This window comes from Rhizobium deserti (assembly GCF_004358025.1).
In the GTDB taxonomy this organism is placed as follows: domain Bacteria; phylum Pseudomonadota; class Alphaproteobacteria; order Rhizobiales; family Rhizobiaceae; genus Neorhizobium; species Neorhizobium deserti.
The window spans coordinates 148,111-165,936 of the sequence record NZ_SMTL01000001.1 but is presented as its reverse complement, the minus strand read 5'-3'; the positions used below and the strand labels follow the sequence as shown (position 1 = coordinate 165,936).

Sequence of the window (17,826 nt, the reverse complement as noted above, 5' to 3'; positions counted from 1 at the left end):
TCCGGTTGCCACGGCGACCGGAAATCCGACCTGGAGCCCTGGTTTCATGGACCAAAACGAGTTCTTTCCGCTCCATGATGGCATAGGTTTGCGCGAGCTGGCTAGTCATCTTGGGGCCGAACTTCATGATGCTGCGACCGGAGAGCGGATCATTCGTTCGGTCGCGCCGGTGGCCCGGGCCAAGCCGGGGCAGATCTGCTATATGCTTTCCCGCAAGAGCCGTGACGAGCTCCAGAGCTGCCAGGCGTCGGCCATTCTGTGTGATCCCGCGCTTAGTCCCATCGTGCCGTCACATATTGCGGTTGTCTTGACCAAATCGCCGCATGCCGCTTTCGCCCGGGCGGGCGCGCTCCTTCATCCGAGTGCCATGCGCCCTGCGCTCGTCACCTCTCTGCCTCATCCGATTTCGCCTGCAGCTTTCATAGATCCCACAGCTCGGTTGGAGCCGGGTGTCGAAGTCGAGCCGATGGCGGTCATCGGTGCGCGTGCCGAGATTGGTGCCGGAACACGGATCGCCGCGGGCGCGGTGATCGGCGCGGATGTAAAAATCGGCCGCGACTGCACCATAGCTTCCGGCGCCAGCGTCATTGCGGCGCTGATCGGCAATAACGTCATTGTTCACAATGGGGTGCGCATAGGCCAGGACGGGTTTGGCTTCGCCCCAGGGCCACGGGGCATGCTGAAGATCGTCCAGATCGGACGCGTCATCATTCAGGACGATGTGGAGATCGGCGCCAATACCACTGTCGACCGCGGTGCGATGGACGATACGGTAATTGGTGAAGGCACCAAGATCGACAACCAGGTGCAGATCGCCCACAATGTTCGGATCGGCCGCCATTGTGGAATTGCGAGCGGAGCGGGAATAGCCGGATCTACGCGGATCGGCGACGGCGTCTTGATCGGCGGTGCTTCGGGCATCAACGGGCATATCGAGATCGGCGACGGCGTACAGATCGCTGCCATGAGTGGCGTTGTCGGAAACATTCCAGCGGGAGCCCGTTATGGTGGTATTCCGGCGCGGCCGATGAAGGATTTCCTGCGCGACTTGGCCGAAATCATGTCGCGCACCGACGAGCGGGCGAAGCGTAGAGGAGAAAAAAATGACTGATGAGACCAAGCCGGAACTCGGCGCGGCCGACATTCAGGAAATCATGAAGCTTTTGCCGCATCGCTACCCATTTTTGCTGGTCGACAAGATCATCGAGATCGACGGAGACGATACCGCCATCGGCATCAAGAACGTGACAGCGAACGAGCCGCATTTCACCGGCCATTTTCCGGAACGGCCTATCATGCCGGGTGTACTCATCGTCGAAGGCATGGCCCAGACAGCCGGCGCCATCTGCGCCCGAAAACAGGGTGAGGGCGGCAATCTGGTCTACTTCATGACCATAGACAACGCCCGCTTTCGCAAGCCGGTTGTGCCAGGCGACCGGGTAGAGTACCACGTCACCAAACAGAAGCAGCGCGGCAGCATCTGGAAGTTCCATTGCGACGCCAAAGTCGACGGCGTGCTTGTCGCCGAAGCCGATATCGGCGCGATGATTCGTAAGGAAAGCGAATGAGCAGGATTGCCGCCACCGCGCGCATCCATTCAACTGCGGTTGTCGACGAGGGTGCCGTCATCGGCGACAGTGTCGTGATCGGACCATTTTGCCATGTGGGGCCACGTGTGGTTCTCAAAGATAATGTTGAATTGATCTCCCATGCCGTGGTTTCCGGTAAGACGGAGATAGGCAAGGGCTGTCGCATATTCCCGATGGCGGTGATCGGCGGCGTCTCACAGAGCCTTCATGAGGCCGGGGAAGAATCGACTCTGGTGGTTGGCGACAACTGCACCATGCGTGAAGGTGTAACGATGAACACCGGCACGGTTGGCGGCGGCGGCAAGACCGTGATCGGCGACAACTGCCTGTTTCTGGCCAATTGCCACGTCGCGCACGATTGCCAATTGGGCAGCGATATCATCATGTCCAACAACGTGATGCTGGCGGGCCATGTGCATGTGGCGGACAAGGCAATTCTCGGCGGCGGCTGCGCTGTTCACCAATTCACGCGCATCGGCCGCCAAGCCTTCATCGGCGGCCTTTCAGCCGTCAACTACGACGTCATTCCCTATGGAATGCTGAATGGCAATCCGGGGCTTCTTGGCGGCCTGAACGTGGTGGGCATGACCCGTGCTGGCGTCGGGCGTGCGACCATCCGTGTTGTTCGCCGGGCTTACAAGCAGATCTTCGAAGGCGAAGGCAATGTTCGCAGCAATGCCGCTGCCATTCGCGACGACTACTCCGACTGCAGCCAGGTCATAGAAATCCTGGACTTTATTGCGGCTGGAGGCGACCGAGCCCTGTCTTCCCCCTTCCGCAGAAAGGGCTAATCCTCGTGGATCATGCTCCCAGCCTTTCCTCGAAGGGCCGGCTGGCGATCATTGCCGGGAAGGGCTTCCTGCCGCTCTACGTCGCGAAGGCCGCGCAGATGGCAGGCGAACAGCCCTTGATTATCGCGCTGCGCAATGAGGCCGATGGCGTTTTCGACGGCTTCGAGACAGTCACGACGGGTGTCGGTGATCTTGCGACGATAGAGGGGCTGCTTCGAGACAAGGGCGTCAAGCGGGTCATCCTATCCGGCGGCGTTGCCCGCCGACCGGACTGGCGTGACATACACCCGACGCTTCGCACCATCCTTAAAGTGCCCTCCGTTCTTCGAACGCTGTTGTCGGGTGGCGACGATTCCGTTCTGCAGATGGTGATAAAGCTGATCGAGGCAATGGGCTGCCAAGTGCTTGGCGCCCACGAAATCGTTCCCGACCTCTTAGCTAAGGTGGGACAGATCGGGGCGCATGCTCCCTCCGGTGATGATCTCCGCGATATCGAGAAGGCCTGCGAGGCCGCCCGGCGGCTGGGCGAACTGGATATTGGCCAAGGCGCCGTCAGCGTCGGGGGACGTCTTGTTGCGCTCGAAGGGGTGGAGGGCACAGACCGCATGTTGGAGCGCGTCGTCTCCTTGCGCGCCGAGGGCCGTATCTCCACCCGCCGAAAAGGCGTGCTGGTGAAGCTGTGCAAGCCGCAACAGGAAATGCGCGCAGATCTTCCGACTATCGGTCCTTCCACCGTCGAAAATGCTATCAAGGCAGGGCTTGCCGGCATCGCTGTGGAAGCGGGCAGGGCACTCGTTCTGGAGGAAGACAAGATGATTGCTCTTGCCGATGTGGCGGGACTGTTTGTCTGCGGACTTGATTCAGGGCTTCCGGCAGGAGGGCTTCGGTGACCAAGGTCTTGAAGGTCGGGGTCGTGGCAGGCGAAGTGTCCGGCGATCTCCTTGGCGGCGATCTTGTTGCGGCATTGAAGGCGGCGCACGGAGGGCCCGTTAAGCTGGTCGGCGTCGGCGGTGAGGCGCTGGAAGCGGAAGGGCTCGTTTCGCTTTTCGACTTTTCCGAACTGTCGATCATGGGCCTGACTCAGGTTCTGGCCCGCCTTCCGAACCTGCTCAGGCGGATCAACCAGACGGCTGATGCGATCGTCGCTGCCAGGCCTGATGTGCTTGTCATCATCGACAGCCCGGATTTTACACACCGGGTCGCAAGGAAGGTGAGGGCGAAGCTACCGGATCTGCCGATTGTCGATTATGTCTGCCCGAGCGTCTGGGCCTGGAAGGAATACCGCGCCAAGCAGATGCTCCACTATGTCGACCATGTTCTGGCGGTCCTGCCGTTCGAACCGGCTGCGATGAAAAGGCTCGGCGGACCGGAGACGACGTTTGTCGGCCACTGGCTGACCAGCGATGCAAGCCTTCTGAAAACACGTGGCATCCGCGCAAGCCGGCCGCCGAAGTCACGCGAGGAAGAAAAAACCATCATGCTTCTGCCGGGCTCCCGCTCAGCGGAAATTCGAGCGCTGCTGCCCTTGCTCGGCGAGGCCGCTCAGCAATTCGCTGAACGTAACGGCAGGACTCGTTTCCTGTTGCCGACCGTGCCGCGACGCGAGGCACTGGTTCGAGAGTTAACCGCCAGCTTTCCGGTTCAGGTAGAGATCAGCAGTTCCTCGGATGACAAATGGTCCGCATTTGCGCAAGCGGATGCGGCAATGGCTGCATCGGGCACCGTCATTCTGGAACTGTGCCTCGCGTCGGTGCCGGTGGTCTCGGCCTACAAAGCGGACTGGCTGATCACGATGATGTCGAAGCGGATCAAGATATGGTCGGCCGCGCTTCCCAATCTCGTGGCCGATTATCCCGTTGTTCCCGAATACATCAATCAGGCTGTCCGGCCCGGCAGCCTTTGCCGATGGGTCGAGATGCTTTCCACCAATACCCCGCAGCGACAAGCGATGATGGAAGGATTTGACCTCGTCTGGGAGCGGCTTCAAGTGCCGGTTCCGCCCGGGGAGGCCGCCGCCGGCATCGTTCTGGAAGTCATGGATAAAAAAAAGCCCGGTCGTCACTGACCGGGCTTTTTCGATAAAGCGGCTAGCGCTTAGCGCTTCGAAACCGGCACGTAATCACGCTGCGGCTCACCCGTGTAGAGCTGCCGAGGACGACCGATGCGCTGCTGCGGATCTTCGATCATCTCGGCCCACTGAGCGATCCAGCCGACGGTGCGAGCCAGTGCGAAGAGCACGGTGAACATGGTGGTGGGGAAGCCCATCGCCTTCAAAGTGATGCCCGAGTAGAAGTCGATATTCGGGTAAAGCTTCTTCTCAATGAAATATTCATCGGTCAGCGCGATACGCTCCAGCTCCATGGCAACCTGCAGCAGCGGGTCGTCCTTGTGGCCGAGTTCGCCAAGAACTTCATGCGTCGTCTTCTGCATGATCTTGGCACGCGGATCGTAGTTCTTGTAAACGCGGTGTCCGAAGCCCATCAGGCGGAAAGGATCGTTCTTGTCCTTGGCGCGCGCAATATATTCCGGAATGCGATCGACGGTGCCGATTTCCGTCAGCATGTTCAGAGCCGCTTCATTGGCGCCGCCATGTGCCGGGCCCCAGAGGCAGGCGATGCCGGCTGCAATGCAGGCAAATGGATTGGCGCCTGAAGAGCCCGCCAGGCGGACCGTGGACGTCGAAGCGTTCTGCTCATGGTCCGCGTGGAGGATGAAGATGCGGTCCATGGCGCGCGAAAGCACCGGGTTGACCTTGTATTCTTCGCACGGCACCGCAAAACACATGCGCAGGAAGTTTGACGCGTAATCGAGGTCGTTCTGCGGGTAAACGAACGGCTGGCCGATATGGTACTTATAGGCCATTGCCGCAAGCGTCGGCATCTTGGCGATCATCCGCAGGCTCGCCACCATCCGCTGGTGCGGATCGGTGATGTCTGTCGAGTCATGGTAGAATGCGGATAAAGCGCCGACGCAGCCGCACATCACGGCCATAGGATGGGCATCGCGGCGGAAGCCGGTAAAGAAGCGGCTCATCTGCTCATGCACCATCGTGTGCATGGTGACGCGATGGTCGAAATCCTTTTTTTGTGCTGCACTTGGCAGTTCGCCGTAAAGCAGCAGATAGCAGGTCTCCAGGAAGTCACCATGCTCGGCGAGCTGTTCGATCGGGTAGCCGCGGTGAAGCAAGATACCATTATCGCCGTCGATATAGGTGATCTTGGACTCGCAGGACGCTGTCGAGGTAAAGCCGGGGTCGTAGGTGAAGGTGCCGGTGTTCTTGTAAAGGGCGCCGATATCGATCACGTCGGGGCCGATCGACCCGGACTTGACCGGCAGGTCGACCTTCTTGTCACCCAATACCAAATTTGCGCTAATATCCGTCATGCTGATCCTCCAACCTTTTGGCGGCATGGCGCCTGAAAAGCGCCATAAGGGTTAAGCGTCCCACGTTTAGCTATATGATCCGATTGCTCATGCCAAGCTGTCCTGACGGCAATTTGTGCACCGCGGAAGTACCATGGGCGGCAGCCTGAAGGATGCCGTCCAACCTTTTGTTGCAGCACGATAGAAGCCCTGCGAAATCATCAACAAGTGCCGCCACTTGACAGTTCCCCGGCAAGCGTCAAAGTTGTGCTGTCTGCACTTTGACGAGTGGCGATCGGGATCTCGATGCAGGAGGAAATCGCCTTTTTCGGAAGGGGAAAAGACGGCGGCTCGGCGGCTCCGCCGTCAGCGCGGCAGCCCCTGCAACCGGCCTTACCGACGGGGCAAGATCAGGCCGACTTAAAGGGTTTCGCCGCCCCCAACCCGCCTGCGCTTTTCCGACGTCAAAAAAAAACCTGGACGCTACGGCACTGGGTGCCCGCTGTTCGCGAAACTATTCGGACCATGCTGGAGGAAGAGGCCACTCATGGCCATCTTTTCCTTTTCCTGCCTGTCCTGATCGGCGCAGGGGCGGTAAGCTGATTCGCCTTGCCTTACGATCCGCCCCTTTGGCCGCTGGTCCTGGCATTCGTGGTGCTTACCGCTATGGCTATCGCCACGCGTCACCGATCCGGTGCAGCCCATCTTACGCCTCTTGCTCTTGTTCTCTTCCTGGCGGGGATGCTGCTGGCAGAGCTGGAGACTTGGCGGCATGCGACGACGATCCTCGACACTTCTGTGACCACTCAGGTGACCGGCGTGGTTGAGCGACGGCAGCTCGATGCTGAAGGGAGGTGGCGCTACGTGGTTAGGGTTGAAGGAACAGATAATCCGCAGCTTGCGCGGCCGCCGACGCGGGTTTCTCTTCTAGCCAGAGCGAGGCACGAGCCGGCTGATATCGGCGACCGGATCAGCGGGCGCGTGCGGATTTCACCGCCCTCCGGACCAGCCCTTCCAGGCTTGAACGATTTTGCGTTCTCTTCCTATTTCGATGAGCAGGGCGCCGTTGGCTTCTTCTTCGGGACGCCGAGGACGAGCGAACCCTCTGAAGCTGCCGACGAACCGCTGCAGCTGGGAAACTGGCTGTTTAGTTTGCGCAGCCAGATTGCGGCCCGCATCCGTCACATTGTACCGGGTGACGCCGGGGCCTTCGCTGCGGCTATAGTCACCGATGAGCGGCGGGCGATATCGCAGGAGACGACGGATGCTCTTCGACTTTCCGGACTGGCGCATATCGTTGCTATCTCCGGTTTGAACATGGCCCTGGCAGCCGGTATCTTTTTCGTTGGCGTCCGCACGCTCCTGTCGGTGTTCACCGGCTTTGCCCAGATCTATCCGGTCAAGAAGATCGCAGCCTCCGGTGCCCTGCTCATGGTCACCGCCTATTACCTCATTTCAGGCTTCGGGGTCTCGGCCGAGCGCGCCTATATCATGATGACCGTGATTCTGGTGGCCGTCCTTCTGGACCGCCAGGCGCTCAGCCTGCGCAACGTGGCGCTTGCGGCTTTGCTCATTATCGCCATGGCGCCCTCTGAAATCCTTGGACCCAGCTTCCAGATGTCTTTTGCGGCAACGGTCGCCCTGGTTGCCGGCTATTCGCTTTGGAAGCGTCGCGAACGGGAGAAAGACTCAGAGCGGTCGATCTTCCGCCGGCCGGGTTTGGCGCCCATCCTCGCCGGCTGGAATTTTGTTGCAGGTGTTCTGGTGACCTCATTAATCGGAAGTGTCTCCACAGCGATCTTTTCGGTTGAGCATTTCCATCGGTTGGCGACCTACGGATTGGCGGCAAACCTTGCCGCCATGCCGCTCATCTCCTTTGTGGTTATGCCAGCAGGCTTAGTTGGAATGCTGTTGATGCCTTTCGGATTCGACGCACCTTTCCTCACACTGATGGGATATGGACTGGAGGGGGTGATCAGCATCGCCAAATACGTGGCGGCCTGGGGGGGCAATGTGGACATAGGACGCCAGCATGCATGGTTTCTGCCAGTGGCCTCAGCAGGTTTCCTGCTCTTGACGCTATTGAGAAGTCGGCTGCGGCTAGTCGGCATTCCGTTCCTCCTCCTGGCATTTGTCTTCGCTTGGCTGGAGGCTTCTAAGCCTCTTCCGGACATGTTGATATCTGAGGACGGCGCTATGGTCGCGCTCTTGAAGGAGGGCGCCGAGAGTACCACGCAAATGATCACCAACCGCAGCCGCTTGCCGGACTTCATCTATGATCAATGGAGCCGTGCATTGCCGCTGCCCCAACCGGTAAAGCCTCTGCTTATGGCGGCTCCTGAAAAGGCTGGAGTTCAGCGGGATAGACTGCCGGACCTGACGCCGGAGGACGTGCAGGCTGCGAAGCTGGCGATTGCCCAGGTGGGTACGGCTCGCTTCACCTGCCTGCCGCGCGCCTGGTGTGCCGCCAGGTCGGCCGAAGGAGTCGTCGTCGCCGTTGTAGAAGACGGGCGGTACACAGGAGCAGCCTGCGACGCTGCCGGATTGATCATTGCATCCCGCGCGCGCTTCGACCGCTGCCGCTCCGGCGCATTGCTGCTTAATGGCGCTACGTTACGGAAAACCGGCGCGATCGAGATCGTCACCAGCGGCATGACAAAGCCAGGAGAATGGCAGATCCGTACGGCAATGGCCGGTATTGACCGCCCTTGGACGTGGCATCGTCACTACGACTGGCGAAGCCGCAGCTTCAATAGGAGGCTGCCAGAGCCGGTCCGGCAACTGATCAATGATAGCGGCGAATGAGACCGACAAGCTTGCCCTGCACCTTGACCCGGTCCGGCGGAAAGATCCGAGTCTCATAGGCGGGATTGGCCGCTTCAAGTGCGATCGATGCTCCCTTGCGGCGGAAGCGCTTCAGAGTCGCTTCCTCGTCGTCGACCAGCGCCACGACGATGTCGCCGGGGCTGGCTGTGTTGGCGTTGCGGATGATCACCGTGTCGCCATCGAGAATGCCCGCCTCGATCATCGAATCGCCCTTGACCTCGAGAGCATAATGCTCGCCGGCACCCAGCATCTCGGCAGGAACGGCAATATCATGCGTGTTGTTTTGGATGGCCGAAATCGGCACGCCGGCCGCGATACGTCCCATCACCGGCACTGTGGTCGCATTGGACTGATCGTCATTGGCAGCCGACTTGGCTGGCGGCGGCACCACCAGTTGCGGCTTTCCGAGGCTGCCTTCGATCACGCTGGGCGAGAAGCCGCGGCGGGGCTGCAGGCTGGCCACATAGGCTTCCGGCAACTTGATAACCTCCAGCGCTCGCGCCCGGTTTGGGAGTCGGCGGATAAAGCCTCGCTCCTCAAGCGCCGTGATCAGCCGGTGGATGCCGGACTTAGAGGCCAGATCGAGAGCATCCTTCATCTCATCGAAGGAGGGCGGTACACCAGATTCCTTCATGCGCTCGTGAATGAACAGAAGCAATTCCTGCTGTTTGCGTGTTAGCATGACCGGCACATCCTGTGAGAGTCGGAAACAAATCAAGAACAGACACTATATGTTCCATATGTGTTCTGCAAGTGGCTAATTTCTGCGATGCATATTGAATTTAGTTGATGGTCAGGCGCACGCCTTTCATCTGCAGGCACTTGCAGCCAACGTGGATCTGCCCAATGTACTTGCGCAAATGGCTGTGGGGAACATGCGTGAGTATTAGACTGATCGATCATCTCGTGTTGCCTGTAAGTGAGCTTTCCGGCGCGCGCAAACGGCTTTCTGCGCTTGGTTTTACCGTGGCGCCAGACGCTTTCCATCCCTTCGGCACGAGCAATGCCTGCATCTTCTTCGGCGACGGAAGCTATCTTGAACCGCTCGCGATCGCCAATCGTCGCGTTGCCGGCGTTGCGGCCAAGCGCGGCAATGTCTTCACGACGCGGGATATCGCCTTCCGCAGGAGCCGCAACCGGGAAGGGCTTTCAGCCCTGGTTGCTGCTTCGGAAGATGCCGGCGCCGATCATGTTCGCTTCCAGGAAAACGGCGTGTCTGCAGGCGATATGTTGGAGTTTTCCCGGGCAATGGGCCTGCCGGATGGAAGCGAGGCAGAAGCATCGTTCCGGCTCGCATTTGCCTGTGATGAAAGGTCTGCGGATTTCTTTCTCTTCTGCTGTCAAAGGATCAAGGCTTTCGCGGGCGACCGGGGCGAGCTTGAACTGCATTCGAATGCCGTGACGGGCCTCAGTGAAATCATTTTTTCGGCGCCCGCGCCGGCGGATTTTGCCCAGCTTCTGGAGATGGTCTTCGAGGCCAAGGCGGATCGCAGCGAGACAGGTTTTCGGTTGGCTACGGGAAACGCCGGCATTCGCGTTTTGCACGAGGAGGAGCTTGCGGATGAATTTGCTCTGCGGGAGGATCCAAAGCTCACAGGTTTGACCGGGCGCGCCATCATTTTCAAGACGGCTGATCTTGCCGTGACAGAGATCACCCTTGCTGCTAATGACGTGGCCTTCATCCGCCGGGAGGGCCGCGTTCTCGTATCCGCCGCCCCCGGCCAAGGCGTGTTGTTCGGCTTCGAGGAATAGATCATGGACATTTCCCCAAATTCGCAGGTTTCTGTCGGCGAAGGGGAGGGCAAGGTGCTTTTCGCGCAGGACGCGCCTCTGTCTTTGATCGCCGGACCTTGCCAGATGGAAAGTCGCGACCATGCCTTCATGATGGCCGGTGCCCTGAAGGAGCTTTGCGACAGGCTCGGTATAGGTCTTGTTTACAAGTCGTCGTTCGATAAGGCGAACCGCACATCGATCTCGGGCCGGCGCGGTATCGGACTTGATGCCGCTATGGAAATCTTTGCCGACCTCAAGAAGGAGTTCGGCTTTCCGGTGCTGACCGACATCCATACGGAGGAGCAATGCGCATTGGTTGCCCCGACGGTCGATGTTTTGCAGATACCGGCTTTTCTGTCGCGCCAAACGGATCTTCTCGTTGCAGCAGCGAAAACCGGCCGCGCCATCAACGTCAAGAAGGGCCAGTTTCTGGCGCCATGGGATATGAAGAATGTCCAGGCGAAGTTTACCGCCAGCGGCAATCCCAACGTGCTGTTATGCGAGCGTGGCGCATCCTTCGGCTACAATACACTGGTCTCGGACATGCGCTCACTGCCGATCATGGCCTCGCTCGGATCGCCGGTGATTTTCGACGCCACCCATTCGGTGCAGCAGCCGGGGGGACAGGGCGGTTCGAGTGGCGGCCAGCGCGAATTCGTCGAGACGCTGGCGCGGGCCGCTGTCGCCGTCGGCGTTGCTGGGGTGTTCATCGAGACCCATGAAGATCCGGACCATGCTCCGTCGGACGGGCCTAACATGGTGCATCTCAAGGACATGCCGCGTCTTCTCGAAAAACTTGTGGCCCTCGACGCTGTGGCCAAAGCTGCCTGAGCCTCTGGCTCAGCTCGCCATTGCCAATAGCGATTGCTCGCGGCTTGCAAAATCGCCATCCAGTTTAAAGCGCGAAAGCAGGCGCTTCAGTTTCGCAGCCTCCTCGCCGAGCTCGTGGCAGGCTGCGCTGGTCTCTTCCACCATGGCGGCGTTCTGCTGGGTGACGCTGTCCATCCGGTTGATGGCGGTGTTGACCTCCTCAAGTGCGGTGGACTGCTCGCTCGACGAGCGCATGATCGAGCCGATCAGGTCGGTAACTTTGGCCACTTGCTCGTCGATGTCTCCCAATGCTTCTCCGGTGCGGTTAACAAGCGCTACGCCTGCCTTGACCTGATTGGCGGAGGTATCGGTCAGATGCTTGATCTCCTGCGCGAGCTTGGCTGAACGGCCTGCCAGCTCCCGAACTTCCTGTGCAACGACCGCAAAGCCCTTGCCGGCTTCTCCCGCACGAGCTGCCTCGACGCCTGCGTTAAGTGCCAGAAGATTGGTCTGGAAGGCGATCTCGTCGATGACGTTGATGATGTTGCCGATCTGGGCAGACGAGGTTTCGATTCGCTCCATGGCCACTACGGCTTCACCGACGATGCCTGCCGAATGTGCGGCACTTTTCTGAGCGGCGGTCATCATGACATTCGCTTCATGCGCGCGTCCCGAAGCATTCTTCATGGTTACGGTGATTTGGTCGAGAGCGGATGCGGCCTGCTCGAGAGAGGCAGCCTGTTGTTCTGTGCGCTGCGCAAGGTCGTCCGTGCTGCTGGCGATTTCACCGGAGCCCGTCTGGACGCTGCCCGTCAGGCCGGAAATCTCCTTGAGCACCGTCGACAGCGTCTGGACGCTGGAGTTGAATTCCGCACGGAGCTCTTCGTAGGAGGCTTCGAAGCTTTCGTTGATCTGCACGGTCAGGTCACCGTGCGAAAGCCGAGACAGTCCATTGCGGAGATGGGCGATGACCTGCTCGCGGGAAGCATCGCCGTGCGCTTTTTCAGTGCTTGAGGCATGCTCACGCTCGGCCTGCAAACGGCGCTCGGCATCTTCGCGGCGCTGGGCATTGTTGCGCTCTTCCGCCGAATGGCGAAACACGGTAACGGCCTGCGCCATTTCCCCGATCTCATCTCGCCGCTGGCTGAAAGGAACGTCCTGGGAATAATCGCCGGACGCCAGCACCGCCATGTAATCGCGCATCGCTGATAGCGGAACAATGGCGCGACGACGAAAGACAAAGAGGCCGCCAAGCAGGAGAAGGACCGAAAGCGCGGCGGCAGCCAAGGTAATGGCCGAAAGAAGCTCGGTCTGCTCGGCGGCATCCTTTTCGGCACCAGCCAGAAACTCATTGGCCATGGAGACGAGCTCATTGACGGCGAATTCGTGGATGTGGAATTGCTTCGCCAGCTGCTCGGACGCGGCCGTTGCAGTCGCCATATCGCCACCAAGAATGGCAGGAGCGAGCTTGTCGTTCGTGGTCTTCCAGAACTCGTCGCCCTTCACCAAGACATCGCTCAAGAGTTTCCGCTTAAGATCGGAACTTAACGTACTTTCCTGCCAATATTTCCGCCGGTCCTCATAGGCCGGCTTGAGAACGCCCGCGATCCGTTCGAGATTGGCCTTTGCCACGCTCGGCCGCTGCACCGCTTCAAGCGTCAGCATGTATGTTTCGACGAGGTAAAGGGGAGGCGGCAGGATATCTGCCACCAGATCCTTGCCGTATATGATCTGTTTATAGATCTCTCCGTTCACGCGCAGCTTGTTGAGGGCGTAATTTTGCGTGCCGATCGAAAGCGCAAGTCCCAGCGTGACAACCGCGGCGAAGATGGCCAGACTGCGTGCAATGTTCAGCTTCATTTTCCGCCCCATCCCTTGGCCGGGACAGGCTTTGCTGTCCTGTTTAGCCACCAATATCGTCGCAATGCGGATGTCAGGCCGCAGCAGAGGATGGCGTCATGCGCCGCGCCTTGTTCAAGCAGCGTCCCCTCCTTGTTAACCATAAGCGGCAATGGTTAACCGTCAGATAAGCTTGGTGTCTGCTGCCCTTGATCGCTGGCGTCCGGACCGCGTTCAACGCGCTGACATATTGCGCAGCTACGTCATGGATGAGCGCAAGGGGGCATCGGCATTGTAATTTGCCCACCTTCGATTAAGACAGTTCCCGATATTCCACCCAGAGCAGGAAGTACCATGACCGCCATCACCGATATCATCGCCCGTGAAATCCTCGACAGCCGCGGAAATCCGACTGTCGAGGTGGATGTCTATCTCGAAGACGGCTCCATGGGCCGGGCGGCCGTTCCATCGGGCGCCTCTACGGGCGCGCATGAAGCAGTAGAACTTCGCGATGGCGGTTCGCGCTACCATGGCAAGGGAGTCGAAAAGGCCGTTGAAGCTGTGAATACCGAAATCTTCGACGCCATCGGCGGTCTGGATGCGGAAAGCCAGATCCACATTGACCAGACCATGATCGCGCTCGACGGAACGCCAAACAAGTCGCGCCTCGGCGCCAATGCAATTCTTGGCGTTTCCCTGGCTGTGGCCAAGGCCGCTGCCGAGACGTCAGGCCTTCCGCTTTATCGCTATGTCGGCGGGCCGAATGCGCATGTCTTGCCGGTGCCGATGATGAACATCATCAATGGCGGCGCCCATGCGGATAACCCCATCGACTTCCAGGAATTCATGGTTCTGCCGGTCGGCGCCGAAACCTTGCGCGATGCCGTGCGGATCGGCTCGGAAATCTTCCACGTCCTCAAGAAGGAATTGGCAGCCCAGGGGCACAATACCAATGTCGGCGACGAGGGTGGCTTCGCGCCGGGTTTGAAAAGCGCACCTGAAGCGCTCGACTTCATCATGAAGTCGGTCGAAAAAGCCGGCTACAAGCCGGGCGATGATGTTTGCCTGGGTCTTGATTGCGCTTCCACCGAGTTCTTCAAGGACGGCAAATACGTTATGGAAGGCGAGGGCCGGACGCTGGAATCGGAAGCCATGGCCGAATACCTAGCCGAACTCGCCGGAAAATACCCGATCATCTCGATCGAAGACGGCATGGCCGAGGATGACTGGGCCGGCTGGAAAACGCTGACCGACAAGATCGGCAAGACGTGCCAGCTGGTGGGCGACGACCTTTTCGTCACCAATTCCGCCCGCCTTCGCGACGGTATCAGGCAAGGCGTCGCAAATTCGATCCTCGTCAAGGTGAACCAGATCGGTTCGCTGTCGGAAACGCTGGATGCCGTCGAGACTGCTCACAAGGCGGCCTACACCGCAGTAATGTCACATCGCTCCGGGGAAACGGAAGATTCGACCATCGCTGATCTGGCGGTTGCCACCAATTGCGGGCAGATCAAGACCGGCTCGCTGTCACGTTCGGACCGTCTGGCCAAATACAATCAGCTGATCCGCATCGAGGAAATGCTTGGACCGCAGGCGGTTTACGCAGGACGCTCGATCCTCAAGGCCTGAACGCTAAGGCTATAGATTAAGTCTCTGGGAAAGCCCGTGCCGACCGCGCGGGCTTTCTGCGTTGGCGCAGGGTCAACCATTGCTTAAGCAAGTTCTGCCATGTTCAGCACCATTGTATGGATCAAGCGATCCGGTAAGCGTGGCAGGCGTCGATCAGTATGTGGACCAAGCATCACAAGAAACGAAAATTTGGCCGCTTTGTCCTTCCTGCCATTGCGATCGCCTTCGTTTCTTATTTCGGCTACCATTGCGTTCACGGAGACCTCGGTCTCATTGCGACCGAAGAGTTCGAGCGCCAGCGCCTGGCACGGGCGGCCGAACTAGCGAAGCTGACGGAAAAGCGCCAGACCCTGGAGCGGCAGGTTTCTCTGATGAGCGACGGGTCGCTCGAAAAGGACATGTTGGACGAGATTGCCCGTTATCAACTGAATGTCTCGCGGACCAATGAGATCGTCATCTTCAACAACTATTTCTAAATTAACCGATTTCTAGTTAATTTGACATTTCGCTAGTCTTTTCATAAGCTTGTGCGGAATGTGAGCCATGCATTTATGGCATTGCTGGGGGTTGGTTTCTTCCCTATGGTACACGCCGAAACCGGAGTGGATTGTGGCGAGCATCAGTTTGGCACAATACCGCTCTAAAAGTGCAGCCCATAGGGAGGGATCAATGGCGCTACCTAATACCGCGTCTGTATCCGGCCGCAAATCCGCGGCAAAATCTGCTAACGCAATAGGTTCTAAGTTTGGTCCTGGTGATTTTACGGGCAAGAACAGCCTGGAATTCGGCAAGGACGAGGATCTTCACGCTTATCGCGAAATGCTGATGATTCGCCGCTTCGAGGAAAAGGCCGGCCAGCTTTACGGCATGGGCTTTATTGGTGGCTTCTGTCACCTTTACATCGGCCAGGAAGCGGTCGTCGTGGGCATGCAGATGGCCCAGAAGGAAGGCGATCAGGTTATCACCGCCTATCGCGATCACGGCCACATGCTCGCTTGCGGCATGAGTGCGCGTGGGGTCATGGCAGAACTGACGGGGCGTCGGGGTGGCTATTCCAAGGGGAAGGGCGGCTCCATGCACATGTTCTCCAAGGAAAAACATTTCTACGGCGGCCATGGCATCGTCGGTGCGCAAGTCTCGCTTGGGACAGGTCTGGCCTTTGCCAACAAATATCGCGGCAATGACAGTGTTTCCGTCGCCTATTTCGGCGACGGCGCGGCCAACCAGGGTCAGGTCTACGAGAGCTTCAACATGGCTGCCCTCTGGAAACTGCCTATCGTTTATATCGTCGAGAACAACCGCTACGCGATGGGCACGTCTACGGCCCGTGCGACGGCACAATCGAACTATTCGCTGCGCGGCTCGGGCTTCGGCATTCCCGGCATCCAGGTCGACGGCATGGATGTGCGCGCCGTCAAGGCCGCTGGCGACGAGGCTCTGGAACACTGCCGCTCGGGCAATGGTCCGATCATCCTCGAAATGCTGACCTACAGGTATCGCGGCCACTCCATGTCCGATCCGGCAAAATACCGGTCCAAGGACGAAGTGCAGAAGATGCGCTCGGAACACGATCCGATTGAGCAGGTGAAAGTCCGCTTGATGGAAAAGGGCTGGGCCAGCGAGGACGAGCTGAAAGCGATCGACAAGGATATCCGCGATGTCGTTTCGGACAGCGCCGACTTTGCCCAGGCCGATCCAGAGCCGGATGTGTCCGAGCTCTACACCGACATTCTGCTCTGATCGCGGGAGGGAACTTACATGCCGATCGATATCCTGATGCCCGCGCTTTCTCCGACTATGGAGGAAGGGACGCTTTCCAAGTGGCTGAAGAAAGAAGGTGACAAGGTCACCTCCGGCGACGTGATCGCTGAAATTGAAACCGACAAGGCGACCATGGAAGTGGAAGCCGTTGACGAAGGCGTCATCGGCAAGCTGTTGGTCGCGGCCGGCACCGAAAACGTCAAGGTCAATACCAAGATCGCCGTCCTGCTCGCCGATGGCGAGAGCGCCGACGACATGAACAGCGATCAAGGTGCTGCTGAAAAACCTGCCGCGCCGAAGGCCGATGCCGACACTCCGGCGGCGACCAGCAATGATGCGGGCGGCAAAGCGCGCGAATCATCCAATGAGCCGACCGCGCAGGGCGACAGCAAGGTACCCGCTCAGCCGAAGATTGAAACCGCTGCCGATCCGGACATTCCGGCCGGTACGGAAATGGTCATGACGACGGTCCGCGAAGCGCTCCGTGACGCCATGGCCGAAGAAATGCGCCGCGACGAAAACGTCTTCGTCATGGGCGAAGAAGTCGCTGAATACCAAGGCGCCTACAAGATCACGCAAGGGTTGCTGCAGGAATTCGGCGCCCGCCGCGTCGTCGATACGCCAATTACCGAGCATGGCTTTGCCGGCGTCGGCGTCGGTGCCGCCATGTCGGGCCTGAAGCCGATCGTCGAGTTCATGACTTTCAACTTCGCCATGCAGGCGATTGACCAGATCATCAACTCGGCCGCCAAGACGCTCTACATGTCCGGCGGTCAGATGGGCGCGCCGATCGTCTTCCGTGGCCCGAACGGTGCAGCTGCACGCGTTGGCGCGCAGCACAGCCAGGACTATGCTGCATGGTATAGCCAGATCCCCGGCCTCAAGGTCGTCATGCCCTATACGGCAGCCGACGCCAAGGGGCTGCTGAAGGCTGCCATCCGTGACCCGAACCCGGTCGTCTTCCTGGAGAACGAGATCCTTTACGGCCAGCAGTTCGAAGTGCCGAAGCTGGATGATTTCGTCCTGCCGATCGGCAAGGCGCGCATCCACAGGCAAGGCAAGGACGTCACCGTGGTTTCCTTCGGGATCGGCATGACCTATGCGGTCAAGGCGGTTGCCGAACTGGAAAAGGAAGGCATCGACGTCGAGCTGATCGACCTTCGCACCATCCGCCCGATGGATCTTCCGACTGTTATCGAATCGGTCAAGAAGACCGGCCGCCTCGTGACCGTCGAAGAAGGCTATCCGCAGAATTCGGTCGGCACCGAAATTGCCACCCGGGTCATGCAGCAGGCCTTCGACTACCTCGACGCGCCGATCCTGACCATCGCCGGCAAGGACGTGCCCATGCCTTATGCGGCCAACCTCGAAAAGCTTGCCCTGCCGAATGTCGGCGAGGTCGTTCAGGCGGTGAAGACCGTCTGCTACAAATAAGGGGAGGGTGT

Annotated in this window: 16 protein-coding genes; 13 read left to right on the top strand and 3 right to left on the bottom strand. The window is 59.2% G+C overall.

The window, feature by feature from the left end; genetic code table 11:
- Nucleotides 1-46 precede the first annotated feature (46 nt).
- From lpxD to lpxB, 5 genes are read left to right on the top strand one after another with little or no spacing between them, the layout of a single operon-like run.
- The gene (gene lpxD / locus E2F50_RS00865) at nucleotides 47-1,111 is read left to right on the top strand and encodes a UDP-3-O-(3-hydroxymyristoyl)glucosamine N-acyltransferase (RefSeq protein WP_133314186.1); all 1,065 of its coding nucleotides are present in this window, start codon (nucleotides 47-49) and stop codon (nucleotides 1,109-1,111) included.
- Entirely contained in the window at nucleotides 1,104-1,568 is a 465-nt protein-coding gene (gene fabZ / locus E2F50_RS00860) for a 3-hydroxyacyl-ACP dehydratase FabZ (RefSeq protein ID WP_133314185.1), read from the top strand. Before lpxD ends, fabZ begins: the two co-directional genes overlap by 8 nt.
- The gene (gene lpxA, locus E2F50_RS00855; protein ID WP_133314184.1) at nucleotides 1,565-2,380 is read left to right on the top strand and encodes an acyl-ACP--UDP-N-acetylglucosamine O-acyltransferase; all 816 of its coding nucleotides are present in this window, start codon (nucleotides 1,565-1,567) and stop codon (nucleotides 2,378-2,380) included. Before fabZ ends, lpxA begins: the two co-directional genes overlap by 4 nt.
- 5 nt (nucleotides 2,381-2,385) lie before the next feature.
- The gene (locus tag E2F50_RS00850) at nucleotides 2,386-3,270 is read left to right on the top strand and encodes an LpxI family protein (protein ID WP_133314183.1); all 885 of its coding nucleotides are present in this window, start codon (nucleotides 2,386-2,388) and stop codon (nucleotides 3,268-3,270) included.
- Nucleotides 3,267-4,445 (top strand): lipid-A-disaccharide synthase, encoded by a 1,179-nt coding sequence (gene lpxB / locus E2F50_RS00845; RefSeq protein ID WP_245515248.1) that lies wholly within the window; start codon nucleotides 3,267-3,269, stop codon nucleotides 4,443-4,445. The genes E2F50_RS00850 and lpxB overlap by 4 nt, the downstream gene beginning before the upstream one ends.
- 29 nt (nucleotides 4,446-4,474) lie before the next feature.
- Here the strand turns inward: lpxB and gltA are convergent, their stop codons facing one another.
- Nucleotides 4,475-5,764: a citrate synthase gene (gltA, locus tag E2F50_RS00840; protein ID WP_133314182.1), complete on the bottom strand. Its 1,290-nt coding sequence runs from the start codon at nucleotides 5,762-5,764 to the stop codon at nucleotides 4,475-4,477.
- Nucleotides 5,765-6,049: 285 nt separating this feature from the next.
- Between gltA and E2F50_RS23315 the strand changes: the two genes are divergently transcribed.
- Together E2F50_RS23315 and E2F50_RS00835 are read left to right on the top strand one after the other, a co-directional pair.
- Nucleotides 6,050-6,346, top strand: coding sequence for a hypothetical protein (locus E2F50_RS23315; protein ID WP_245515247.1), 297 nt, complete (start codon nucleotides 6,050-6,052; stop codon nucleotides 6,344-6,346).
- 6 nt (nucleotides 6,347-6,352) lie between these two features.
- Nucleotides 6,353-8,548: a ComEC/Rec2 family competence protein gene (locus E2F50_RS00835; RefSeq protein WP_281029168.1), complete on the top strand. Its 2,196-nt coding sequence runs from the start codon at nucleotides 6,353-6,355 to the stop codon at nucleotides 8,546-8,548.
- Here the strand turns inward: E2F50_RS00835 and lexA are convergent.
- Entirely contained in the window at nucleotides 8,529-9,251 is a 723-nt protein-coding gene (lexA, locus tag E2F50_RS00830) for a transcriptional repressor LexA (protein ID WP_133314181.1), read from the bottom strand. The genes E2F50_RS00835 and lexA overlap by 20 nt on opposite strands.
- Nucleotides 9,252-9,448: 197 nt before the next feature.
- Between lexA and E2F50_RS00825 the strand changes: the two genes are divergently transcribed.
- Together E2F50_RS00825 and kdsA are read left to right on the top strand one after the other, a co-directional pair.
- A complete protein-coding gene (locus E2F50_RS00825) occupies nucleotides 9,449-10,321 on the top strand; it encodes a VOC family protein (protein WP_133314180.1) in 873 nt (290 codons plus the stop codon).
- A gap of 3 nt (nucleotides 10,322-10,324) precedes the next feature.
- Nucleotides 10,325-11,173 (top strand): 3-deoxy-8-phosphooctulonate synthase, encoded by an 849-nt coding sequence (kdsA, locus tag E2F50_RS00820; protein WP_133314179.1) that lies wholly within the window; start codon nucleotides 10,325-10,327, stop codon nucleotides 11,171-11,173.
- Nucleotides 11,174-11,182: 9 nt separating this feature from the next.
- Here kdsA and E2F50_RS00815 read toward each other — a convergent pair whose 3' ends face one another.
- The gene (locus E2F50_RS00815; protein WP_133314178.1) at nucleotides 11,183-13,012 is read right to left on the bottom strand and encodes a methyl-accepting chemotaxis protein; all 1,830 of its coding nucleotides are present in this window, start codon (nucleotides 13,010-13,012) and stop codon (nucleotides 11,183-11,185) included.
- A gap of 333 nt (nucleotides 13,013-13,345) precedes the next feature.
- Here E2F50_RS00815 and eno point away from each other — a divergent pair, with 333 nt between their 5' ends.
- The 4 genes from eno (at nucleotide 13,346) to E2F50_RS00795 (ending at nucleotide 17,815) form a co-directional block, all read left to right on the top strand.
- Nucleotides 13,346-14,620, top strand: a complete 1,275-nt coding sequence (gene eno, locus E2F50_RS00810; RefSeq protein WP_133314177.1) for a phosphopyruvate hydratase — start codon at nucleotides 13,346-13,348, stop codon at nucleotides 14,618-14,620.
- 158 nt (nucleotides 14,621-14,778) lie between these two features.
- Nucleotides 14,779-15,096, top strand: a complete 318-nt coding sequence (locus E2F50_RS00805; protein ID WP_133314176.1) for an FtsB family cell division protein — start codon at nucleotides 14,779-14,781, stop codon at nucleotides 15,094-15,096.
- Nucleotides 15,097-15,289: 193 nt separating this feature from the next.
- Nucleotides 15,290-16,360 carry a pyruvate dehydrogenase (acetyl-transferring) E1 component subunit alpha gene (pdhA, locus tag E2F50_RS00800; protein ID WP_133314175.1) on the top strand — a complete coding sequence of 357 codons (1,071 nt, stop codon included), beginning with the start codon at nucleotides 15,290-15,292 and terminating at the stop codon, nucleotides 16,358-16,360.
- 18 nt (nucleotides 16,361-16,378) lie between these two features.
- Complete coding sequence (locus E2F50_RS00795) at nucleotides 16,379-17,815, top strand: pyruvate dehydrogenase complex E1 component subunit beta (protein WP_133314174.1); 1,437 nt, start codon at nucleotides 16,379-16,381, stop codon at nucleotides 17,813-17,815.
- The last annotated feature ends 11 nt before the right edge of the window (nucleotides 17,816-17,826 follow it).